26 protein-coding genes and 1 pseudogene are annotated in these 22,406 nt (G+C 42.1%); 9 read left to right on the top strand and 18 right to left on the bottom strand.

Annotated elements, in window-relative coordinates; all coding sequences use genetic code 11:
- Positions 1–30 precede the first annotated feature (30 nt).
- The 4 genes and pseudogenes from FTU40_RS06860 to FTU40_RS15375 all read right to left on the bottom strand — a co-directional run bounded on the left by FTU40_RS06860 (position 31) and on the right by FTU40_RS15375 (position 2,378).
- Positions 31–711, bottom strand: coding sequence for a GNA1162 family protein (locus FTU40_RS06860; protein ID WP_005097867.1), 681 nt, complete (start codon positions 709–711; stop codon positions 31–33).
- On the bottom strand, positions 708–1,055 hold the full coding sequence (locus FTU40_RS06855) for a DUF4810 domain-containing protein (protein ID WP_218951638.1): 348 nt from the start codon (positions 1,053–1,055) through the stop codon (positions 708–710). The genes FTU40_RS06860 and FTU40_RS06855 overlap by 4 nt, the downstream gene beginning before the upstream one ends.
- Before the next feature lie 45 nt (positions 1,056–1,100).
- Positions 1,101–1,729: pseudogene (locus FTU40_RS06850) on the bottom strand (CsgG/HfaB family protein); the annotation flags it as partial.
- 532 nt (positions 1,730–2,261) lie between these two features.
- The gene (locus FTU40_RS15375; RefSeq protein WP_086044934.1) at positions 2,262–2,378 is read right to left on the bottom strand and encodes a hypothetical protein; all 117 of its coding nucleotides are present in this window, start codon (positions 2,376–2,378) and stop codon (positions 2,262–2,264) included.
- Positions 2,379–2,646: 268 nt separating this feature from the next.
- Here FTU40_RS15375 and FTU40_RS06845 point away from each other — a divergent pair, with 268 nt between their 5' ends.
- On the top strand, positions 2,647–3,627 hold the full coding sequence (locus FTU40_RS06845) for an MBL fold metallo-hydrolase (protein WP_180040241.1): 981 nt from the start codon (positions 2,647–2,649) through the stop codon (positions 3,625–3,627).
- Positions 3,628–3,704: 77 nt separating this feature from the next.
- Here FTU40_RS06845 and FTU40_RS06840 read toward each other — a convergent pair whose 3' ends face one another.
- The gene (locus FTU40_RS06840; protein WP_100329141.1) at positions 3,705–4,328 is read right to left on the bottom strand and encodes a LysE family translocator; all 624 of its coding nucleotides are present in this window, start codon (positions 4,326–4,328) and stop codon (positions 3,705–3,707) included.
- A 103-nt stretch (positions 4,329–4,431) separates the two neighbouring features.
- Positions 4,432–4,614, bottom strand: a complete 183-nt coding sequence (locus FTU40_RS06835) for an NF038215 family lipoprotein (RefSeq protein WP_005097873.1) — start codon at positions 4,612–4,614, stop codon at positions 4,432–4,434.
- A gap of 178 nt (positions 4,615–4,792) precedes the next feature.
- On the opposite strand from FTU40_RS06835, the gene FTU40_RS06830 reads away from it, so the two are divergent.
- A complete protein-coding gene (locus FTU40_RS06830) occupies positions 4,793–5,674 on the top strand; it encodes a 1-aminocyclopropane-1-carboxylate deaminase/D-cysteine desulfhydrase (RefSeq protein ID WP_180040239.1) in 882 nt (293 codons plus the stop codon).
- On the opposite strand, the gene FTU40_RS06825 is transcribed toward FTU40_RS06830, so the two are convergent.
- Entirely contained in the window at positions 5,671–5,994 is a 324-nt protein-coding gene (locus FTU40_RS06825) for a hypothetical protein (protein WP_180040237.1), read from the bottom strand. The genes FTU40_RS06830 and FTU40_RS06825 overlap by 4 nt on opposite strands.
- Before the next feature lie 191 nt (positions 5,995–6,185).
- On the opposite strand from FTU40_RS06825, the gene FTU40_RS06820 reads away from it, so the two are divergent.
- The gene (locus tag FTU40_RS06820; RefSeq protein ID WP_100329144.1) at positions 6,186–7,385 is read left to right on the top strand and encodes an NAD(P)/FAD-dependent oxidoreductase; all 1,200 of its coding nucleotides are present in this window, start codon (positions 6,186–6,188) and stop codon (positions 7,383–7,385) included.
- A gap of 29 nt (positions 7,386–7,414) precedes the next feature.
- On the opposite strand, the gene FTU40_RS06815 is transcribed toward FTU40_RS06820, so the two are convergent.
- The 4 genes from FTU40_RS06815 to FTU40_RS06800 form a co-directional block, all read right to left on the bottom strand.
- Complete coding sequence (locus tag FTU40_RS06815) at positions 7,415–7,567, bottom strand: hypothetical protein (protein WP_167381268.1); 153 nt, start codon at positions 7,565–7,567, stop codon at positions 7,415–7,417.
- A 125-nt stretch (positions 7,568–7,692) separates the two neighbouring features.
- Positions 7,693–7,860, bottom strand: a complete 168-nt coding sequence (locus tag FTU40_RS06810; RefSeq protein ID WP_180040235.1) for a hypothetical protein — start codon at positions 7,858–7,860, stop codon at positions 7,693–7,695.
- 68 nt (positions 7,861–7,928) lie between these two features.
- Positions 7,929–9,857: a mechanosensitive ion channel gene (locus FTU40_RS06805; RefSeq protein ID WP_180040233.1), complete on the bottom strand. Its 1,929-nt coding sequence runs from the start codon at positions 9,855–9,857 to the stop codon at positions 7,929–7,931.
- A gap of 203 nt (positions 9,858–10,060) precedes the next feature.
- Positions 10,061–10,366, bottom strand: coding sequence for a hypothetical protein (locus FTU40_RS06800; RefSeq protein ID WP_005097890.1), 306 nt, complete (start codon positions 10,364–10,366; stop codon positions 10,061–10,063).
- Positions 10,367–10,933: 567 nt separating this feature from the next.
- On the opposite strand from FTU40_RS06800, the gene FTU40_RS06795 reads away from it, so the two are divergent.
- The 5 genes from FTU40_RS06795 (at position 10,934) to FTU40_RS06775 (ending at position 14,808) form a co-directional block, all read left to right on the top strand.
- Positions 10,934–11,356 (top strand): hypothetical protein, encoded by a 423-nt coding sequence (locus FTU40_RS06795; RefSeq protein WP_100534919.1) that lies wholly within the window; start codon positions 10,934–10,936, stop codon positions 11,354–11,356.
- A gap of 293 nt (positions 11,357–11,649) precedes the next feature.
- A complete protein-coding gene (locus tag FTU40_RS06790) occupies positions 11,650–12,582 on the top strand; it encodes a transporter substrate-binding domain-containing protein (RefSeq protein WP_005097894.1) in 933 nt (310 codons plus the stop codon).
- 59 nt (positions 12,583–12,641) lie between these two features.
- A complete protein-coding gene (locus FTU40_RS06785; protein ID WP_074383457.1) occupies positions 12,642–13,385 on the top strand; it encodes an amino acid ABC transporter permease in 744 nt (247 codons plus the stop codon).
- Complete coding sequence (locus FTU40_RS06780; protein WP_074383458.1) at positions 13,385–14,068, top strand: ABC transporter permease subunit; 684 nt, start codon at positions 13,385–13,387, stop codon at positions 14,066–14,068. Before FTU40_RS06785 ends, FTU40_RS06780 begins: the two co-directional genes overlap by 1 nt.
- Before the next feature lie 14 nt (positions 14,069–14,082).
- Positions 14,083–14,808, top strand: a complete 726-nt coding sequence (locus tag FTU40_RS06775) for an amino acid ABC transporter ATP-binding protein (RefSeq protein ID WP_171063342.1) — start codon at positions 14,083–14,085, stop codon at positions 14,806–14,808.
- A 69-nt stretch (positions 14,809–14,877) separates the two neighbouring features.
- Here the strand turns inward: FTU40_RS06775 and FTU40_RS06770 are convergent, their stop codons facing one another.
- Positions 14,878–15,639 (bottom strand): ferredoxin--NADP reductase, encoded by a 762-nt coding sequence (locus FTU40_RS06770; protein WP_100355586.1) that lies wholly within the window; start codon positions 15,637–15,639, stop codon positions 14,878–14,880.
- An 85-nt stretch (positions 15,640–15,724) separates the two neighbouring features.
- Here FTU40_RS06770 and gigC point away from each other — a divergent pair, with 85 nt between their 5' ends.
- Complete coding sequence (gene gigC / locus FTU40_RS06765; RefSeq protein ID WP_005169640.1) at positions 15,725–16,603, top strand: LysR family transcriptional regulator GigC; 879 nt, start codon at positions 15,725–15,727, stop codon at positions 16,601–16,603.
- A gap of 46 nt (positions 16,604–16,649) precedes the next feature.
- Here the strand turns inward: gigC and FTU40_RS06760 are convergent, their stop codons facing one another.
- The 6 genes from FTU40_RS06760 to nuoM all read right to left on the bottom strand — a co-directional run bounded on the left by FTU40_RS06760 (position 16,650) and on the right by nuoM (position 22,406).
- Complete coding sequence (locus FTU40_RS06760; RefSeq protein WP_180001528.1) at positions 16,650–17,372, bottom strand: cold shock domain-containing protein; 723 nt, start codon at positions 17,370–17,372, stop codon at positions 16,650–16,652.
- Between the two features lie 172 nt (positions 17,373–17,544).
- The gene (locus FTU40_RS06755; protein ID WP_180040231.1) at positions 17,545–17,904 is read right to left on the bottom strand and encodes a hypothetical protein; all 360 of its coding nucleotides are present in this window, start codon (positions 17,902–17,904) and stop codon (positions 17,545–17,547) included.
- A gap of 203 nt (positions 17,905–18,107) precedes the next feature.
- Entirely contained in the window at positions 18,108–18,401 is a 294-nt protein-coding gene (locus FTU40_RS06750; protein ID WP_005097911.1) for a cold shock domain-containing protein, read from the bottom strand.
- A gap of 84 nt (positions 18,402–18,485) precedes the next feature.
- A complete protein-coding gene (gene upp, locus FTU40_RS06745) occupies positions 18,486–19,121 on the bottom strand; it encodes a uracil phosphoribosyltransferase (RefSeq protein ID WP_005097912.1) in 636 nt (211 codons plus the stop codon).
- A gap of 123 nt (positions 19,122–19,244) precedes the next feature.
- Positions 19,245–20,789 carry an NADH-quinone oxidoreductase subunit NuoN gene (gene nuoN, locus FTU40_RS06740; protein WP_005097913.1) on the bottom strand — a complete coding sequence of 515 codons (1,545 nt, stop codon included), beginning with the start codon at positions 20,787–20,789 and terminating at the stop codon, positions 19,245–19,247.
- A gap of 3 nt (positions 20,790–20,792) precedes the next feature.
- The gene (gene nuoM / locus FTU40_RS06735; protein ID WP_100329150.1) at positions 20,793–22,406 is read right to left on the bottom strand and encodes an NADH-quinone oxidoreductase subunit M; all 1,614 of its coding nucleotides are present in this window, start codon (positions 22,404–22,406) and stop codon (positions 20,793–20,795) included.

The raw sequence follows: 22,406 nt of genomic DNA, 5'->3' as shown, positions 1-22,406 counted from the left end.
TATAAAAATCCCCTCAATTGAGGGGATTTTTTACTGCTGAGGACTTATCGAATTCTGTGAAAAATTCGGAGATCTTGGTCCATATAACAAACCTTTTTGCTGATTCAACCGTGGCGAATACAACAATTGACTTACCGTACCTGATAGTACATACGCCTTATCACTTAAATGATTCGAGATTTGATCCACCAAAGCACCAACCAACATACCCACTAAACCAGCATTATTATTGCTGTTAGCAAGGATCTGCTTTTCTGAACCTTCCCAAAGAAGTTGACCAGTTTTTAAATCAACCAATTTAGCTTCTACAGCTACCGTAGCTACCGTTTGAATCACTTGATACTTCGAACCATACTCTTTTACTTTCACATACAAAGCAGCATCAGCGCCAAAAATCTCTTGTAGCTTTTGAGTGCTTACTGTTTGAGCATCAGAACCGTTATAAATACCATTTTCCTTAAACATCGTATCGACAACGCTAATAGGGAAAACGTAATAACCTGCCTCTGCAACAGGAACAGTTACTGTTGACCAATAACTATAAATTGCACGTGTATCAGGAGATTCATTCACAGGTGGCATCACCAAAATAGACTTTGGCATATGCGCGGTGTAGCTGCTTAAATCACGCGTATTTTTAGGGGCTACTGCACAACCTGTAACTAACAATGTTACTGCAACTAAAGCGAATAAATGTTTTAACTGTTTCATTTTTTCGCTCCTGCAATAATAGTTTGACTTGTCATTTTTTTCAGTAAACGATCCATCAAAACAGTTGATTCTGGATAAACCTGACACTCTAACTCAAAATACTCTACTGCTCGTGGGCCATTATTAAGATTTAAATTTAATAGCCCTAAATGTGCATATAAACCCGGGGGCACAGCCGCATTTTTAGCTTTAGCCTTCTCTATATCTTTTTCAAGTTTAGCAATCTGCTCTTGAGGAGAGGTTTTTTCAGGAACACTTAACAACAAATAAGTTTGTTGCGGATATGTACCCCAACTATATAAAGATTTAGGACCACTTGCACAACCAACCAAACTTAGTGACATCACAGCACCAAGTAATAAAAAAATATTTTTCACAGAATAATCCTATTACTTGTTTGACCATTTACCAGTCTGTAAATCAAGCACAAGATTATTCACTGCTTCACGTACAGCTAAATCTAAAACCTTACCGTTTAATGTTGAGTCATAAGATGCGGTCGAACCAAAACCAAGCACTTCACGCTCACTTAACGCATACTCACCTGCACCTTGTACTGAGTGAACCACTTCTGCAGTTTTTACATCAACTACATTAAGATTAACTTTTGCATAAGCGATTTGCGTTTTACCACGACCTAATACACCAAATAATTGGTGATCACCTACTTCTTTACGACCAAATTCAGAAACATCCCCTGTTAGTAAAAAACGTGCGCCTTTAATTGATTGTGTTGATTTTCCAAATCCTGCTTCTTGTTGCAATTCAGATAAATTATCACGATTTAAAACAGAGAAATAACCCGTTTGCTGCAAATGAGTTTCTAAAATTGTTTTTGCTTGCCCCCCAGACGATCTACATTGTCAGAAAAAATCCCGCGCATATAACTTGAACGGTTATCAAATTTCCCAATAGAAACTGCAGTTTTAGCGCCCGTATATTTTACTTGTGCGGTTGCAGCTGTTACTTACGGTGCTTGTATTGTTTTTGAGGTTTCAGTTGTTGAACACGCTGTTAAAGCTAAGCAGGTTAAAGAACAAACGAGTGCTGTTTTTTCAAAATATTAATCCTTGTGACTTAAAAAAATTTTTATTAATTCAAAATAATCTTAACAATAAATAAACAATATCTCCACATAATAAACAAATTAACAATATTTTTTTATAATTTTTATTCATTTAAATAATTAACTTTACTCTTCTTTATAGTCAATAAATACACCTGTATAACCGAGTAAAACTTGGTAATAACAGGATTTTTTCTATAAAATAATTATAAAAACACTGAGTAAAGTCCTGATATGCTAATTCTTAAAAAAATATTCAATCAAAAAATCGTCATAACAGCATTAACGCTTAGCTTATTTATAGCTCTACCCCAAGCTCAAGAAACCGAATTAATCCCCTAAAAAAACAAGTTGCTGGTTACTACCACCACCAAATCATTGCACTACTTGATGGAACAAACTATCTCAATCCATCTATGCTTTAAGGCTTAATCAATACATAAAAAAGCCTCTATCTCTAGAGGCTTTTTTATTGCTGGGTCACTTAGCCTTGCAACACAAATTCCCAAATCACATAGCCCAGTCCAAAACCAAGTAGTGAATATAAGGTAATAATGAAAAATACAAAGCTGGCATTGTTTTTTCTTTTCCAAAAACTCATCGCGACACCCAAAGCTTGTTCGTAATACCCTATGTTAACGAGCTTTTAATAAAAAGTGAAATACATCTAAGCATTTTATTTATAATAATATTTTTACAAAAAACACATTCTTTACTTTCAAAAAATCAATATACAGATTCACACTGAATTTTTAGTACAGATGCTAAATCGCCATTTCGATTTAAAAAAATAGTAAATATATTCATATTCTTTTTTATCAATATCCATGCTAATACATAGAGTTGACTTTAATTACATAAGAATAGCCATGAAATACCTCAGCTCTTCTCTTGTCGGATCACTCCTTGCTTTAGGTTCATTGGCAGGTATTTCCCCAACACACGCACAAACGCCTTCCACTTTAGAACAACAAAAACAGGTTCCCGGATATTATCAATACAGCTTTGGAGATTACCAGATTACTGCCCTGCTGGATGGCACCAATTATTTAGCCAAAGCCTTGTTTAAGGATATTCCTGAAGCAGAAGTGAATCAGATTTTAAAAAAATATTATGTTGACCAAAGCAAAGGCATCCAGACCTCCGTCAATGCTTTCCTGGTAAATACAGGCAAAGAACTGGTCTTGGTGGATAGCGGTGCTTCTAGCTGTAATGGGCCAAACTTTGGGTCTATTTATTCAAATTTACAGGCATCTGGACAAAAGCCTGAGCAAGTCAATACGATCTTATTAACGCATTTACATCCTGATCATGTTTGCGGCATCAGTAATAACGGCGTTGCCAATTTTGCCAATGCGAATATTTATGTATCGCGAGCCGAACTGGATTTCTGGATGAATCCTAAAAGTGTAGAAAAATTACCAAAAGCAAAACAGGCCGGTTTTTTGGGTACAGTCGATAAAATCAAGAAAGCCATCGCACCTTATCAGGCCAAAGGTCAGTTAAAGACCTTTAAGACTAGCGATAAAATCAATGGTTTTGATGTGATCAGTTCAGCTGGGCATACACCGGGACATTTTGGTTTTAGCTTAAAATCACAAGGTCAGGAAATGATATTTATTGGGGATATTGTACATTCCCATACCATTCAGTTTGATCGTCCACAGACAGCTATAGATTTTGATATCGATCCGAAAAAAGCGGTTGAAACCCGCTTAAAGTATTTTGCGGAATATGCAAAGAATGGCCAGACGGTGGCAGCACCACATTTACCATTTCCGGGAATTGGGCATGTTTATTCTAAAGATGCTAAAAGCTATCAATGGATTCCCGTGCATTTTAAAGATTAAGTTCAAATGATCAGCTGTCCCTTGGAAAGCTAGTAAGAATGATCACTTTCCAAGGATGATGACTTCAAGTGTTGAAACTATTTCATCCCGAAAATAAGTTTTAATCCGAGCACGGTCATCACCGCACCTGCTGCCCGATCAAACAATGCCTTAAACTTTAAATACACACGGCGCGGCTTTTCAGCAGAAAGTGCAATGGCCACCAGTGAGCACCAGCCAGCATCAATAAAAAAACATAAAATGGGCAAAGCAAAATAGAAATAGTTCGGAATTTCTTTTGGTAATAAGGCGGTAAAAATACTGGCCAACACAATCGCAATTTTTGGATTCGACAACTGCGTGATTAAACCTGTGGTAAAAGCGCGACGTAAAGACATCTGTTTGGTAATGCTCGAATCTGCCTCAATCGGATCTTTGGCATGCTTAATAATTTTAAAAGCCAGCCAAAGTAAATATAGCCCCCCACAAATTTTTAAGGCCAGATAAGCCGACGGCACAGCCAGCAAAAATGCCTGCAAACCCAGTACTGCCAGCAAACCGAAAATTGCTGCACCTAGACCAGTCCCCAGTGCAGTAAATAAACCATGTTTACGTGAAATCGCAATTGAATTTTTTGCCACATAAATAGAAGTCGGCCCGGGACTCATTGCACCTAACATCAGGGCAACAGCAATTGAGCCTAAAATCCAGAATGATTCCACGAGATAACCTGACTTAAAAATTGAAGGATTATTTTAAGCAAAAACCGAATCATTTGCTCTAAAAATTTCAGTATTGGTCAGGAATTTTAGTTACTGTAATGGCCTACTGTTTTAACTGATCCTGAGCAATGAATTGCGTGTCTAACAGTTGGTAATCCTGATCATGTACCGGTACACCACCAATAATCATGGTACGGGTCTCTGTTTTAGGTTTATTCATCGCATCATCACAGCCCGACAAACTGAGCAGTACGCCGACCAAAACAGCATAGGACAATATTTTCATTATTCTACCCTCCTCAGGGTTTCCTGTATTTAGATTAGCATCCCTGCTTAAATAATCAGCAGAATATTTGTGACATTCTGCGTCAATTTTTATCTCATGCCTGAAAATGACTTATTCTCAATCCCTGATCTTTACTGCTTTCGCTATAATGGCCGAATAACTGACTGTGTTAATTTTTATGTTTGCAGAGATTGCCCAAAATATTCCCGATCAACAGATTAATTTTCACGATATTATTTTAACAATACGTCGTCTGGATCTGGTACATCCGCAAATTTCAGGCAACAAGTTTTTTAAACTGAAATACAATTTTCTGGAAGCACAAAGACAGGGTTATCGGCAGATTCTCAGCTTTGGTGGTGCGTATTCCAATCATATTGCGGCCACTGCATTTGCCGCACAGCAGTTTGGTTTTCAGAGTGTGGGGGTTATTCGGGGTGAGGAGCTGGCCCATCGGCCACTCAATCCGACTTTAGCCACCGCACGGCAGTTGGGGATGCAGCTACATTTTGTCAGTCGTGAACACTATCGTCGCAAGCAACAGCCTGAGTATCTGGCCGAACTCGCACAACAATTTCCTGAGCATTATTTCATTCCTGAAGGTGGAACCAACGCTTTGGCCATTCGGGGCTGTCAGGAAATTTTGAGCCCGCAAGATACTCAATTTGATGTGGTTTGCTGCGCAGTAGGCACTGGTGGAACCATCACCGGTCTGATCGAAGCCAGTCAGGCGCATCAGCAGGTTTTAGGATTTTCAGCGCTGCAAGGCTCATTTTTAAAAGATGAAGTCGCGCAACTAACCAGCAAAACCAACTGGAATATTCTGGATGATTATTGCTGTGGCGGCTATGCCAAAACCAGCACAGCCCTCATACAGTTTATTCGGGATTTTGAAACCGAATTTGCAATTCCACTAGAGCAGGTCTATACCGCTAAAATGTTGATGGGCATCTTTGATTTGATTGAAAAAGATTATTTCCCAGCAGGATCTAGACTGCTGGTGATTCATAGCGGCGGGTTGCAAGGCCGTAACATTGATACTACTTCTACAATTGCTTAAGCCTGAATCGGTTGATTATTATTCAGCGCAATCATCCCTTTGACCAAGCGGTAGATATGCCAGATAAAGACCAGAAAGATGATTAGAAATCCGATCAAGATCATAGTTAATAAGCCACCAACAATATAACCCAGCAAACTGACCCAGAAGGTTTTAATCTGCCAGTCCACATGACTTTCCAGCCAGGTGCCGCGCATTTCATCACGTTTAATATAGTTCATGATAATGGCTATAAATGGGGTCACACCCAGAAAAAACCCCAGAATATAAAAAATATAACTGATCAGGTTGTATTGTTTTAGATCCTCTGACGTTGCCATAAGCCCTGCCTTATTATTGTGATTTTTGTAAAACTGTACAAAAACTATGCATGATTTTAAGCCGACTTACAAATATTTTATGTTTAAACTCTAATACGAATCGGCAATCAGCCTGTTGATTGTTCAGGAATAGAGAAAGCGGAAATAAAATTGTCTATAATGCTTTCCTTTTGTTCTCCCTCGAGTGTTTTATGTCTTCCAAGCAATACGATGTTCTCGTCATAGGTGCCGGTGCTTCAGGTTTAATGACGGCGTATATGGCTGCACAACGTGGGCGTAAAGTCGTAGTGGTGGAAAAAGCCAATAAAGTTGGCAAAAAAATCCTGATGTCTGGCGGCGGTAAATGTAATTTTACCAATCTGGAGGTCGAACCAAGCCATTATATTTCGCATAATCCACATTTCGTGATTTCAGCATTAACGCGTTATAGCAATTGGGACTTTATTGGCCTGGTCTGTGAATATGGTATTGCTTATGAAGAGCGCAAACATGGACAACTGTTTACCCTCAATGGTGCAAAAGATATTCTGTCAATGCTATTGGCAGAATGTGACAAGACCGGTCTGGTCGATCTTAAAACCAGCTGCGAAGTAAAGGCAGTCAATCCGGTCGATGATCAAGGCTTTCAAGTCGCTACATCACTTGGATATTTTGAGGTTGAATCTGTAGTAGTGGCATCCGGCGGCTTGTCCATTCCGACGCTGGGCGGTTCGGGCATTGGCTATGAAATCGCAAAACAGTTTGGACATCATGTTTATCCGACCCGTGCCGGTTTGGTGCCCTTCACTTTCTCTGATGGATTTAAGGAAGTGACCACTCGTTTAAGCGGGAATGCCGTAGAAGCGACCCTTTCCAATGAGCTCAACAGTTTTACCGAAGCGCTGCTATTTACCCATCGCGGTTTAAGTGGCCCAAGCTCCCTGCAATTGTCCAATTACTGGAATGTTGGTCAGAGTTTTAAGGTCGATTTCTTACCAAGTGCAGATTTACTGGATTTCTTTAAAAGCAAAAAACAAAGCCAGCCCAAAGTGTTATTACGCACCTTAGTCAATGAATTTTTACCGAAAAGTGTCGTGGCTGAATTACAGAGCCTGATCTGGGCTGAGGTCGCAGAAACCGTAATTGGTAATATCAGTGATGATAAACTGGAGCAGATTGCGACACGGCTGCATGGTTTTGAAGTGAAACCATCCGGAACAGAAGGCTACCGTACTGCGGAAGTGACTTTGGGCGGTGTGGATACCAGCGAGGTTTCTTCAAAAACCATGGAAAGTCAAAAGCAGAAAGGCCTGTATTTTATTGGTGAGGTGCTGGATGTTACCGGGCATTTGGGCGGCTATAATTTCCAATGGGCATGGTCATCCGCGCATGCCGCATCGGAATATATTTAATCAATAGATCATCAAGACTGATATTTAGTTCATTCCAGATAATCTGTCTTAAACAGCTTGAGATTGGCCGTATTTCCTAAACGGTCAATCGTCAGCTGCATTTTTCGAGTGGCTTCTCGCAAATATAGCGGTGCTTCATCTGCTGAAGTGTTCTTGAATGTATATGATAGTGTTTGCCACATGATGTTGATCTCCCTTTTTTATATTTTTAATGCAAGAAGAATACCAAAATCATTTTAGTATTCACCTGAATATTATATATTTCTTAAAGGCCAAATTCTATTGTTTGTTATTCAGCAGAATTCTTTCAGTTAAATTCGTCTGTATCAGGTATTTTCCTATCCAGCGCTCGCTCTGACTGCTCGTCCTGTTTGCTCTTCACAAAAATAAATCGATAGGCAGCGGTAAAAAAGCCAATGGTAATTCCCGCGATAATCAAAGGAGCCAGAACTTTGTTGGGTTTTTTGCTATTCATTTATTTTTCCTCGTGACTGAAAAAAATCGACCACATGAGCGTGGCCGATTTTGGTTAAAAATAACAGGTTATTTCAGGTCATCTTTTTTCTGAGTAGAATGATTAAGATCTACATCAGGCTCTTTTTCTCCGGTTGAACCAAATGGATTATTGGCTGGTGGATGTTTAGGATCAACCTCCACTGAATCAGGTACGATCTGATCCGGATCTAGACTATTCTCATCCTGCGGTGCAGTGGTGAGGATTGCCGGTGTGGTATGCGATAAGTCCGTACTCATTGGCGTAGTACCCTCTGCTTCTGAATCTTGATTTGGCACAATACCTGCTCCTGGCGTAGTGGTTGAAGAATCAGCAGTACCGGTCATGTTTTGTGAACGGTCGGAGTATTGTCCCATTGATGTATCTGTAGAACCCATCTCCATCGCTGCACCTGTCGTGCCTGCCATGTCCGTTGTACTTGAAGTACTCTGAGTACCTAATCCTGAAAATATGCTGTTTTCAGCTTGATCTTTGACTGGATTCGGTTCTTTGGCTTCGCGTTTTGCTTTATCAATCAGATCTGTTAAAACTCGCTCCGCAGGCTGACGACCACCCAGACCAAAAGCCAGAGCAAATGCTACTGCGACAGCACCCAGCGTTAAACCAAATGCCAGGTTCACAATCGAGTCGGCAATACCCATGGCACGTAGACCCATGGCAACGACCAAGCCCATAATCAGGACACGCACCAGATTCGCTAACCAGCGTGAGCTGTTATATTCACCGCGTTGTACGATGTTCGCGACAATATTTGCCAGCCAGAAACCGATCACCAGAATCACGGCACCGAGCAAGATGTTGGCGCCGAAGTAAATAAACATCGCAATCAGGCCGCTCACCTGTTCAAAGCCGAGACGGTCTGCTGCTTCGGACACTGCAAATAACATGGTGAACAATACGATCAGATAACCGACCACACTCGAAAGTTTAGTGGTGCCTAAAAAACGCTGTACATCCAGTTTGGCAGGAATTTCATCAACACCTGTACCCGATACCACTTCAACCACCAGACGTGCGACCAGTTTAGAGACCACATAAGCCAGAATCAGAATTAAGGCAGCAGCAATAATATTCGGAATGGCATTCATGATTTCATACAGCATCGCCGTGGCAGGCTGAGAAATCGCTTCGACACCCAATGCTTCAAAAGCAATAATCAATGCAGTAATGATCACGACAGCGAAGATGAATGAACCAATCACCTGTGCCACATTGGAATTTTTGAAAATACCTACTTTTTCAGCTTGTTGTTGTACATTCAGACTGTTTAATAGGCCTTCAACAATACCGCGAACAATTTTTGCCAGAATATAACCGACAAAAATGATCACTGCAGCAATAAAGATATTTGGTAAGTAGCTTACGACATCAGTCAGCATATTCTGAACTGGTAACAACAGACCGTTGAGTCCCAGAATAGACAGTACGATTGGCAAGAACAGTAATAAAATTAACCAGTAAGCAATTTCACTGATGTTCTGACTAATGGGACTGACACCCACTTCAGCACTGAGTTTTTCGTCTAGTTGGGTTCGGTCAAGTAGCTTTTGTAGCCCTATTTTCACCAGGTTGGCGACAATCCACCCTATGAATCCGACTGCAATTGCACCTAGTAACTGCGGGATAAATAACAGGAATTGCTGAATCATATTACTGAAAGGACCACTGATACTGGTCAGGTTGAGTACATTCAGTGAACCAATTACGGCAATAATCAGAATAATCCAGAACACCACCCGGGCAATAATACTTTCGATATTAGAGCGATGGCCTGTCGCCGTATTTAAGTGTGTATTGGTTCCAAGTTTTTGCAAGACTTTCTTGACTGCTGCCGAAACCAGTAATGCAATGATCCAACCAATGACTAATATGGCAATTGCACTCAGAATGGGATGAAACTGATCCCAATAATACATGGCGTCGAAGCCGCCACGCGGACTTCTCATATAATCATTCATGTTGTTTTACCCTCTTTGTTATTAAGCTATTTATCTGAAATCGGGAGCCTATCCTTGAAACATTCAGCCCCTTCTTCTTTCGGATTCACCTTCAGATTTGATGTTTTTAGACTTGAGCCAGCTAGCTATCATTAGCTTAAACATCACAATATATTGCAAAAAAGCCCCAGTGGTTTCACTAGAGCTTTTGATATATGTCTGAGTTATCGAGCCGCCTGTGCATCATCTGTCGCAGTTGCTGTTGCTTCTGTTCCATCACCTAGCGTTGCAGTAGCTTCTGTAGGTTCACCGACTGGAGTCGTATTGTTTGGTGTCGCAGGTTGCACATTAGGGTTCGGATGTCCAGCAGGTGCATCATTTGCGTCTGGATTCATGTCAGCAAACATATAGAACAGTAATGCCAGTAAAAAGATACCTACCAAAATCAAGATATAAACAGGAATACGCTTTTTTTGCGTCACTGCTGTCTGATGATCTAAAGGTGGTTTTTTATTAAAATCATCGACCATAACCATCCTCACTCTTTGTTATTCATAAGTAGATTTTTAGCATAACAAGCAGTTAAAACAGCTTCTGTGACAAAACATGGTGAGATGGTGACGGGATGTAAGTTATATGTATGAATAATATTTAGAATAATCTTTAAGCAATCGTGCTCATTTTTAATTCACTGATCGCTACTGGTTGATGGTGAATGGGTTTAACTCAGTATTATCCTGCTATTCATTTTCCCCTCATGTGAATGACATAGAAAATTACTGGCAGATCAACACATCTAATCGCTTGAATAATTGCAACACTATTCGCTTAAACCTTCTTATAGAGCGATATAAAGCGTATCAGAAAAGAAAAAGGCTCTATAATCAATCTGATAATGAGGTTTAGCTTCTCCATTCTTTTCCAATCCCAGTTTGCTTGAGTTGCCTGAGTGGTATGCAGTCCTTTGAAATTCAAGAGCTTCAGTACGCGACCTCAGGGCAGAACCAACACTAAAATTTGCGCTAAACAATAGCACTGCTCAGTTTCTATAAAATGGGCTATAATGTGTCCCTCATTTTTTTATTTCATCGAGCTCTATGGCGTATCGTCAACAAAGTGTATCGTTGGATCTTGACACTGATGTCACCCACCAATGCACTTTGCATCATACTCGCGATCAGCATCTGATCGGGATTATCGAATTCAGTAAACCGAGTTTTGCACTGCGCTGGCAAGACCTGGAGTATTTCCGTCGTCGTACTGAAGAGTTTTCCGTGATGCCTTTCCCGGACTGTGTCAACGCAATGATTATCGATATCCGAGATGTAACAGCATGGCTTGACAATGAAGTGCCAATTATTCCATGGCGTTTATTGGAAGAGGATTGTCCGGTACGCTTAGTCGTCCCTGCGGATCGTCTTGAGCATTACGCTGGATTCTTTGAACCGACCTGGCTCAGCGCCGATGTCGAAACGGCCATTCAAGAAATTCGTGAATCGATGGATATGTTTGTGCATTAAGCTTGAACCGATAAAAAAACCTCCAGTTTGGAGGTTTTTTTATGACTTTTTCTTTCTTATGCTTGTAGTTCAATCTCTTTATTTATTTGCATTCCTTTGAGCATCTCGCAGATTTCCTTTTCTGATTCAGTAACATTTCAGCAATAAATTCAGCTTGAGTCATGCTTGAATCATCAACTAAGATGAATATAAACGAATACTTAGACTTTATAGCAATAATCAGAATATTGTCTTAGCAGCGCCTGAAAACGGGCGTACTCATAATAATTGAAAATGAAAAATGGAGTTTCACGATGAAAGCAAAGACTCAATTCGCTACGCTGCTGTGTGCCAGTGCCCTGACCTTGGGACTGAGTGCCTGTAGTGATAATCAGGCACCAAGCAATCAGCAAGGCAGCCAGAATACTTCTGGCACGCTCAATAAGATCAAACAGTCCGGCACGATTGTATTAGGTTATCGTGACTCCTCGATTCCATTTTCTTATATCGCTGACAATCCGAATCAGCCGGTCGGCTATGCCCATGACCTGCAACTAAAAGTGGTCGAAGCCGTCAAACAAAAGCTGAATCTTCCTGATTTAAAAATCCGCTACAACCTGGTGACCAGCCAGAACCGGATTCCACTGGTCTCCAACGGTACGGTTGATCTGGAATGTGGCTCGACGACGAATAATAAGGAACGCCAGCAACAGGTCGATTTCTCTGTTGGCTTTTTTCAAGTAGGTTCCCGTCTATTAACCGCAACCAATTCTGGTATTCAAGATTTTAGCGATCTGAAAGGCAAAAAACTGGTGACCACTGCCGGCACCACATCGGAACGCTATATTCGTCAGCATGAAAAAGAATTGGGCCTTGGTGAAATTATTTCGACCAAAGACCATGCAGAATCCTTTTTAATGCTGCAAAGTGGCCGTGCTGCTGCATTTATGATGGATGACATTTTACTGGCGGGAGAAAAATCCAAGGCTAAAAATCCGCAACAATGGCACATTGTGGGTACAGCGCCCATCAATGAAATCTATGGCTGTATGTTACGTAAGGGAGACCCCGAATTTAAGCAGGTGGTAGATGACGCGATTAAAGCCACATATAGCTCCGGTGAAATCAATAGCATGTACCAGAAATGGTTCCAGTCGCCAATTCCACCGAAAAATATCAACCTGAACTTTGCCATGTCTGATGACTTGAAGGCCCTGATCAGCACCCCGCATGACCGCGATCAATAGATTCTGAATCTTATTCATCTGCTTAAGCATCATCTGTTTAAGCCCATTTTGGAGTGATCATGAATTACAGCTGGAATTGGGGTGTCTTATTACAACCGACCGGGATTGGTGATAGCACCTATCTCAACTGGATCATGACTGGCCTCGGCTGGTTAGCGGTCATTGCGATTGTAGCCTGGTCGATTGCCATGCTCTTGGGTAGCCTGCTGGGCATCATGCGCACCTTGCCCAGCCCAACGGCCCGGGCGATTGGTAGCGCTTATGTCACCATTTTTCGGAATGTGCCTTTACTGATCCAGTTATTTATCTGGTTCTATGTGGTTCCGAATTTTCTGCCGAACAGCATTCAAAGCTGGTGGATCAATGATCTGGGAGCCAATACCACGGCGCTGATTTCAGCCAGTATTGGTTTGGGACTGTTTACCGCAGCGCGGGTTTGTGAGCAGGTGCGTACCGGGATTGAAGCCATTCCACCCGGGCAGATCAATGCCGGCTATGCTATGGGGTTTAGCACCACACAATTATATCGCTATGTGATTTTACCGCAGTCTTTTCGCATGATCTTACCTCCCTTAAGTTCTGAGCTGACCAACTGTGTCAAGAACACCTCGGTGGCCTCACTGGTCGGGGTTGCGGAACTCATTTCCCAGATGAAAACCATCAGCGAATATACGCAAAATACCATTGAGATTTACACCTATGTCACCCTGATTTTTATCCTGATCAATGTCTGCCTGATTGGCTTGATGAACTTTCTGGAAAAGCGCCTTCAGGTGCCCGGTCTGATTGCGGGGACTAAATAATGGAATGGTTCACTGCATTTTTTCAGGATTTACAATTATCCGCACCTGCCCTATGGCATGGTCTGAGTATTACTTTAAAAGTCTTATTTTTTGCCACTATTGGCGGGGTCTTTATTGGCACCTTACTGGCATTGATGCGGCTGTCTTCAATCAAGGTGTTGAACTGGATTGCCAAGGGTTATGTCAATCTGTTCCGTTCGATTCCCCTGCTGCTGGTACTGATGTGGTTCTACTTCGCTGTGCCTTTTATCTATACTGGGGTGACTGGAAAATATCTGACCATGGATACGGCACTGGTGTCCAGTATTGTGGCTTTTATGCTGTTTGAAGCCGCCTATTTTTCCGAAATTGTCCGTGCCGGAATCCAGTCTATTCCTAAGGGACAAACAGATGCGGCCTCTGCCCTCGGCATGAGCTATGGCCAGTCCATGCGCCTGATTGTACTGCCTCAGGCCTTTCGCAAAATGACACCGCTATTATTACAACAGACCATTATTTTGTTTCAGGATTCCACCATGGTGTATGCAATTGGCCTGTTGGACTTTTTCCGCAGCAATTATGTACGTGGTGACCTGATGGGCTTACTCACCCAATATATTCTTTTTGCCGGTTTGGTCTATTTCACCATCAGTATGATCGCCACCTATATTGTTAAAAAATTACAGCAGAGGTTAACTGTATGAACGAAGCCAAAGTCATGATTGACCTCCAGCATGTCAGTAAATGGTATAAAGATTTTCAGGTACTGACCGACTGCACCACCCAGATTCGGCAAGGTGAAGTGGTGGTGGTTTGTGGTCCTTCTGGTTCAGGAAAATCCACCCTGATTAAAACTGTCAATGGTCTGGAACCTGTTCAGCAAGGCAGTATTCTGGTCGATGGAATTAAAATTAATGATCCGAAAACCAATTTAAATAAACTAAGAAGTCGCGTGGGCATGGTATTTCAGCATTTTGAATTGTTCCCGCATCTCAGTATTACCGAGAACCTGAGCATTGCCCAGATCAAGGTATTGGGTCGTTCTGAAGCCGAAGCCAAACAGAAAGGACTTGCCTATCTGGATCGTGTCGGCTTAAGTGCACAGGCCAATAAATTCCCGGCACAACTTTCTGGCGGACAACAGCAACGTGTCGCGATTGCCCGTGCGCTGAGCATGGATCCGATTGCCATGTTGTTTGATGAACCAACTTCTGCGCTTGACCCTGAAATGATTAATGAGGTGCTCGATGTCATGGTCGGTCTGGCCAAAGAAGGCATGACCATGATGTGTGTCACCCACGAAATGGGCTTTGCCCGACAGGTTGCCAACCGGGTCATCTTTATGGATCAGGGAAAAATTGTGGAAGATTGCAGTAAAGATGATTTCTTTAATACAGCGCGTGGTGAGCGTGCCCAGCAATTCCTGAACAAGATTCTGCACTAAGCTGTCATTATTCACCTTGCAGATAAAAACGCTCATCCAAGGATGAGCTTTTTTATCTGCAATTCAGACTTACCAATAATTCTCGACTGCAATATTGCCTTCGCCACGCCGGTTCATGATCAGGCCACGGGCTTTTAAGGCTTCTTTGGTATCATCGACCATTTCCGGGTTACCGCAAAGCATGACATGGGTGGTTTGCGGATTGAGCTGCATACCTACGGCTTTTTCCAGTTCACCATTGGCAATCAGCACCGGTAAACGATCGTGCAAAGGTGCATCAGGCTCACGGGTAATAATCGGAATAAATTTAAATCCGCTATGTCCTTCGCCAAAGGTTTCGGCAATTTCCTGAATCCGTTCCACATAAGCGAGTTCAGCCCGGCTACGCACGCTATATACCAGATTGATTTTTTCGTATTTGCTCCAGGTTTCAAAGTCTTGCAACATGCACAGAAACGGTGCCAGACCAGTTCCAGTGCCCAATAACCACAAGTCTTTGGGTAAGGGCAACTGATAACGGGCCAGCGTCAGATAACCATAGGGAATTTTTTCCAGAAACAGCTCATCCCCTACTTTAAGGTGCTGTAAATTGGAGGTAAATTTACCTTCTGGAACCACAATCGAAAAAAACTCCAGAGTTTCATCAAAAGGAGATGACACCACCGAATAGGCACGAACCACCAGTTCATCTCCCACCTGCAGGCCAATACGCGCAAATTGCCCCGCAGTGAATTTGAAGTGTGCCGGGCGTGTCATGGTGAAACTGAATAATGTATTGGTCCAGCGGTGTACAGATAAAACTTTTTCTAGGCTAAATTTTTCAATTGACATGATTTCAACGTGGCATGAAAGACTGTGCTCATGGTAGCATGGCAATATAATTTATTAATATTTTTTAAATGTTAAGGCTCTACTCATGCGCATGACTTTACGCCAATTGGCTGTTTTTGTAGCAGTGGCACAAGAGGGTACCGTAACGAAGGCTAGCGATGCCGTCAAACTTACTCAAAGTGCGGCTAGTATGGCTTTAGCAGATCTGGAAGATGGTCTGGGTGCTCCATTATTTGACCGTCTAGGCAAACGTTTACAGCTCAATGACTTGGGGCGCTTTCTTCTCCCTCAAGCGCTGGAAATTTTAGGTCGATGCGAATCTTTTGAACAGGTTGCGAAAGGTGAGCTTCAAAGTATCGATTTACGTTTAGGTGCAACCCTGACCATTTCAGATTACCTGATTCCTGACCTGATGGCCGATTTTCTAAAAATTCAGCCTCAAGCGCATTTACAGCTGCAAGTTGGTAATACCCGTCAAATGATTGAAGCGGTGAATCAGTTCCAGCTGGATCTGGCCTTGATCGAAGGCTCCTGTCATCTGCCACAACTGCAATGTATCCATTGGCGCGATGATGAGCTGGCGGTGTGCTGTGCACCGGATCATCCCCTAGCGCAATTGAACCGTGAGCTGACCGCGGAAGATTTCAAATCTGTAGAGTGGATTCTGCGCGAAGAAGGTTCAGGTACTCGCGAAGTCTTTGATAATGCCATTTTGAAAGACGTGCCGGATGCCAATATCCGTCTGACACTTGGCCATAATGAAGCAATTTTGAAAATCGTAGCCGGCGGAATCGGCATGTCCTGTATTTCCAAACTTGCGATTGAGCCTTTACGCGAGAAAGGTCAACTGGTGATTCTCAATACTCCGTTCTGGTCTTTAACGCGTCCATTGTTTATGCTGGTACATCGCCAGAAATATCAGGGGCCAGGCCTGAGAGCCTTTATGAATTTCTGTGAAGCCTAAATTTGTTTTCAATCAAAAAGCACCTTAAGGTGCTTTTTATTCTATCTTAAAATTGGCTTTCACACGGGATGCCATCGCTGTCACCATCCATTTTAGTATTTGGACAGTTCCGGATAAAAAATAAAGCCTCTTCGTAAGAACCCATCTGGCTACAATGTTCTCTTCCATCACATTTGAATTGAGATATAGATTGCGAAGCCGTCTCTGAAGTTTTCGGATTAATAGAGTAACTTTGGCTTGGTAACTCAGCACCACGATTTTCTAGATTCTGCCTACCCTGCTCAGATAATCCCTCCATAGCTAAATCACCTTGTGCCGCTCGCTGCTCAACTACGATTCGTTGCTGCTCTACCATCAGTTGTTCAAGCTTCTGCTGTTTTTGAACTTGGTAGCTTTGGTATTTGTTATAAACAAGCCCAACAAGAATCGCAATAATAATTAGTCCCGATATTGTGATTAGTTTGGATCGAGTTGATGATTTTGTCTTTTCATAACGTGGAGAAACATGTACTTCAGGATCTTCATATAAATCATTATTCTGCTTAATAACCAATTTTGATTTAATATCCAGCCGGACAATATGGTCTGCCTTAAACTTTCCATTATCTTCAACCATTAAAAACTTTAATTTTTCCCCAATTTTTAGTGGAATATTTTGATTGGGAAAGTCTTTAATGTGAAAAAATAAGTCTTTAGATTCCCCTTCGATTTGAATAAAACCAAAACCACGTGCTTCGTGATAGGTTTTGATTTTCCCCTCTTGAAACATAATTCACTCTTGTCTTTGATATTTTTAATAATTGTAATAAAAAATACATCAAAAAGCTTTTATGAAATTCTTTAATAGAAAAACCAAAAAAGCACTTATAGGCGCTTTTTTAAATTGAAGAATAGAGAAATACCGAGTTAAAAATAGAAAATTAAAAATTTCTGGTTTAAATTTATACTTCACCCAAAATTATAAAACCAACTGCGGATACCAGTGCCAACCATAGCGTTGGGCTAAAAAGAATTGAACGCTTTAACGGAACAGATATTGTGGGTGCCAAATATGGTAATGCCACAACTTCCGCTACAAACTCGTCCTGTACTTTGACATCTAGGCGTACCATATTGTCCAATATTATGGTTTCCTGATGAGGAATCATTCTAAATTTAAGCAGTTCTCCAATTTGAGGATCAATTTCAGGTGAAGGTAAATCCTGTAGCCTAAAACTTAGTTCTTGAGCGTCATCTGCTAACTCAATGCTGCCTGTACCACGTTCGGAATCATAAGTTTTAATTTTTCCATTCCTAAACATGACATTTATCCCTATAAATCAACAGATAGTATTTTAAGTGAGAAGAAATAGAGATGATTGTAGCGCTTTGGTAGATGTTTTATTGTTTGCGTAACGAAGTATAAGCTTTAAGTTACAAAACCTGAGGTAAGACTATAGTTCATGAATTTTTAGATAAAAAAAGAGGCGAAAACGCCTCTTCATTTAGTCAAATTCACGGTTAATTAACGCTTGAGATTTGATAGTAATGCGGAAGTAATTGACTGGTTATGTGCAGCGACCTTAGATTTTTTAGCTTTCTTTGAAGTATCCTCAACACGTTCAATCTTAATGGCTTTATACTTATCGCCATTTTCTACCACATTAAATTTCACACGTTCATTGCGTTTTGGCTCGCCTTCTGCCGCAGGAAAGTCTGAAATATGGAAGAACACATCTCCCTCAGCTGAACCAATAAAACCAAAACCTTTTGCAGGGTCGTACTGTTTGATTTTGCCCTGATATAATTCATCTTTCATGCTGTTGTCCTATGCTGAAAATGCCCGATCTACATTATATAAAAAAGAGGCTGTAGTAGCCCCTTTTTTCGTCCTGTTCAAAAATTAGTCTTTCTGAACTGAACCAAAGATTTTATCGCCAGCATCACCAAGACCCGGAACGATATAACCATTTTCATTTAAACCGCTGTCGATTGATGCAGTGAACATGATCACATCAGGATGTGCAGCCTCTACACGCTTAATACCTTCCGGTGCGGCAACCAGAACCATAACACGAATGTCTTTACAGCCACTGGCTTTGAGTACATCAATTGCAGCTACAAGAGAAGAACCTGTCGCCAACATCGGATCAATGATCATCGCGATACGGTTTTGTACGTCTGGAACCAGTTTTTTATAATAAGTACGGGCTTCCAGGGTTTCTTCATCACGCTCTAAACCGAGTACAGATACTTTTGCACTTGGAATCAGATTTAAGAAACCATCCAGCATGCCAATACCGGCACGTAGAATCGGCACAACCGTGATTTTTTTACCGGCAATACGGTCAACTGTGACAGCACCATTCCAGCCATCAATATCATGTTCAACCATTGGCAGGTCTTTAGTCGCTTCATAAGTCAGAAGCATGGTCACTTCTTGAGCTAACTCGCGGAAGTTTTTGGTACTGATATCTGCACGACGGAGTAAACCGAGCTTATGTCGGATGAGCGGATGACGGATTTCATGGATTGCCACAGGAGAACACCTAAAAGGTTAAAGATAAATTTCCGCTATTATAAAGGCTTTTATTGATTTGTATAAATAAAAAAGCCCCCAATCATGGAGGCTTTTTTGTAATAACGTCAATCTTCGCAGATATTAGTTAAAACCACTTTGAACCAAAGTGAAAATGAATTGCTGTAATTCAGGTGATATTGCGAAGAACGCATATTTAGAAATCGCAATCACTGGATCTGGATAAACACCAATCACAAGTACCGCAAGTGCAGCAAGTAATACCATGATACCGCCGACTTTTTGACCCCAATGATTCACCGCATCTAGACGTGGTGTTTCAGGTGGTGTCATGTACAGCACGACCATCACGCGCAGGTAGTAATACAAACCAATACCTGAACCCAGGATCACCATTGCAGTCAGGAACCAAGCCTCGCCTGCAACTGCAGTTTTAATCACCAGGAACTTACCGATAAAGCCGGCAGTTAAAGGAATACCAGCAAGAGACAGCATCATTACAGTTAATACAGCAGTCAGGACTGGACGACGCCAGAACAGACCACGGTATTCAGCCAGACTACCCGCTTCATCCGTATTGTTATACGGACTCGACATCAGCGTCACAACACCGAAAGCACCAATCGTGGTTAATACATAAGTAATCACATACACGTTTACACTTTCAAAAGTCACAAAACCTTGAACCTGTAAGAAATCGGTATTACGTGAACTGACGATGGCAACCAGCAAATAACCAAAGTGCGCAATTGAAGAGTATGCCAGAATACGTTTCAGGTTCACTTGGCGAACAGCCAGCAAGTTACCTGCAAGAATCGACAATACTGCAATAATCGAAATGATCGTTACGAAGCTGTCTGCCAGGATCAAACCTGAAGACAAAACATAACGAACAAACAGACCAATCATCGCCACTTTTGCCACAGTTGCAAGGAAAGTCGCGATTGGTGCTGGTGCACCTGCGTAGACGTCTGGTGTCCATTTGTGGAATGGTGCCAACGATAATTTAAATGCCACAGCAAATACAATTAAGGCCAGACCAATTACCACAGCTGGCTGACTGAATACAGTAAACAGTTTGCCCGGTTCAGCAACGAAACTTAAAGTACCTGTGTAGGCATAAATATATGCCATACCCATCAGCAGCATTGCAGACGCAGTTGCTGAAAGCACCAGATATTTCACACCTGCTTCAAGCGATTGAGAACGTTGATGTGTATATGCCAACAGGCCGTATACAGGAATCGACATCAACTCAAGACTAATAAAGAATGATGCATAGTGCGAGCTTGCCACCATTAACATTGCACCCGCGACAGATATCAACATCAAGATATACAGCTCTTCACGGTTATCTTTATAAGTTTCGATATACGCGTGTGACAAGGTACTACAGGCAAGTGCAGCAATCAGAATCACAAACTGGTACAACATCGTAAATGGATCTACGATGAACAGATTCATCACATTGGCAGGTGCAAATGTGCCTGCCAACAGAACGAAGATGATATAGAACGCTGCTAAGTTCAGACCAACAACAGTCGTCGTCGCAACAAGATTATGGTTACGCTTGATTGCCGTCAGCAACATCACGACGATCGCAGTTAACGACACGATCATCACAGGTGCGAGCGGCATAAGCTCAGAAAAAGACATTGTGAAGTTCATGGCTTATTGGATCTCCACATTTTCAAGTTGAGTCGTTACCTGATCAGCAACTTCAACCACTTCTTGAACTGGAATGTAGCTATTCGCTAACCACGCCATGCTTGAGTTAGACACATCAAGGAAGCTTTGTGGGTATAGACCAAGCCAAAGTAGACCAAACGCACAGATCAACAATAACGCGATTTCACGTGCATTCAGATCTTTTAACGGATGTGTATAGTGCTGTTTTTGCGCTTCGTTTGGCACACCAAACAGGGCTTTGTGAATCAGGATCAGACCATACAGACCTGCAAAGACCAGACTGATTGCCGCAAGAATAGTGAACGCCGGGAATTGTGCATAAGCACCCATCAAGATCAGGAACTCACCAATGAAGTTACCCAGACCTGGAATACCGACAAGCGCCGCAACAAAGAACATCAGGAAGAATGCAAGATACGGGAACTGACCACGCATCCCCCCCATCAAACGCATGTCACGCGTATGCACACGCTCATATACCTGACCACACATAATGAACAGTGCAGCAGAGGAAATACCATGTGCCAACATCATGATCATCAGACCCTGGAAGGTCAGGATGTTACCTGCGTAAATCGCAAGTAAAACAAAGCCCATGTGGGAAATAGATGTGTACGCTAGTAAGCGTTTCATGTCGGTTTGCTGGAAAGCACACCAGGCACCGTAGAAGATACCGATTAAACCCAGAATGATCGCGATATCTGCAAACTGAGCCGAAGCTGCCGGGAAGAACGGAATCACGAAACGCAATAAACCGTACGCCGCAGTTTTAATCAAGATACCTGCAAGGTCAACAGAACCCGCTGTTGGTGCTTGCGCATGCGCATCTGGTAACCAGCCGTGTAATGGGAAAACTGGAAGTTTTACCGCAAAACCGATGAATAAACAGATCATGAATGCATAAGCAAGCGCTGGAACCTGAGCGTCAAGCGTATTCGCCACACCTAATAAATAGTTGTAGTCGAAACGGATTTCGCCAGTCATGGTATAGCCTACAGTCACCAGACCCAGGATACCAATCAGCATCACCAAACCGGCAACCTGCGTGTAAATGAAGAACTTGTTTGCTGCATAAACACGTGACTTGCCTTCTGCCCCTTTATGACCCCAAAGGGCAATCAGGAAGTAGATCGGCACCAGCATCATCTCCCAGAAGAAGAAGAACAGGAACAGGTCAATCGCCAGGAATACACCGATCACACCACCCAAAGACCATAAAAGGTTCAAGTGGAAGAAACCAACGTTTTTTTGAATCTCCCCCCATGAACAGCCGACTGCCAGCACACCCAGGAGTGCAGTCAAACCAACCATAAGAAGTGATAAACCATCCACGGCTAAGTGAATGTTAATGCCAAGGGTCTGAATCCAAGGCAGTTTGAATTCGGCAGCCCACGAAGGTGTCGCAGCGCCTAATTCATAGTTATAGGTACCAGTCTGCCAAAGGACGATGGTCAAAACCAAAGTCACCAGCATACCGATTAGCGCGATATAACGCGGCAAGTGTTGGTCGAGTTTATCGACCAACCAGCATATGAAACCTGCAATGAACGGAATGAGGATCAGAGCCGGCAAAATAATATTGTTTGGAGCTTCCAT

This window comes from Acinetobacter sp. YH12100 (assembly GCF_013419135.1).
Lineage (GTDB): Bacteria > Pseudomonadota > Gammaproteobacteria > Pseudomonadales > Moraxellaceae > Acinetobacter > Acinetobacter pseudolwoffii.
The sequence above is the reverse complement of the archived record's forward strand: the minus strand, read 5'-3'. Positions and strand labels throughout refer to the sequence as shown.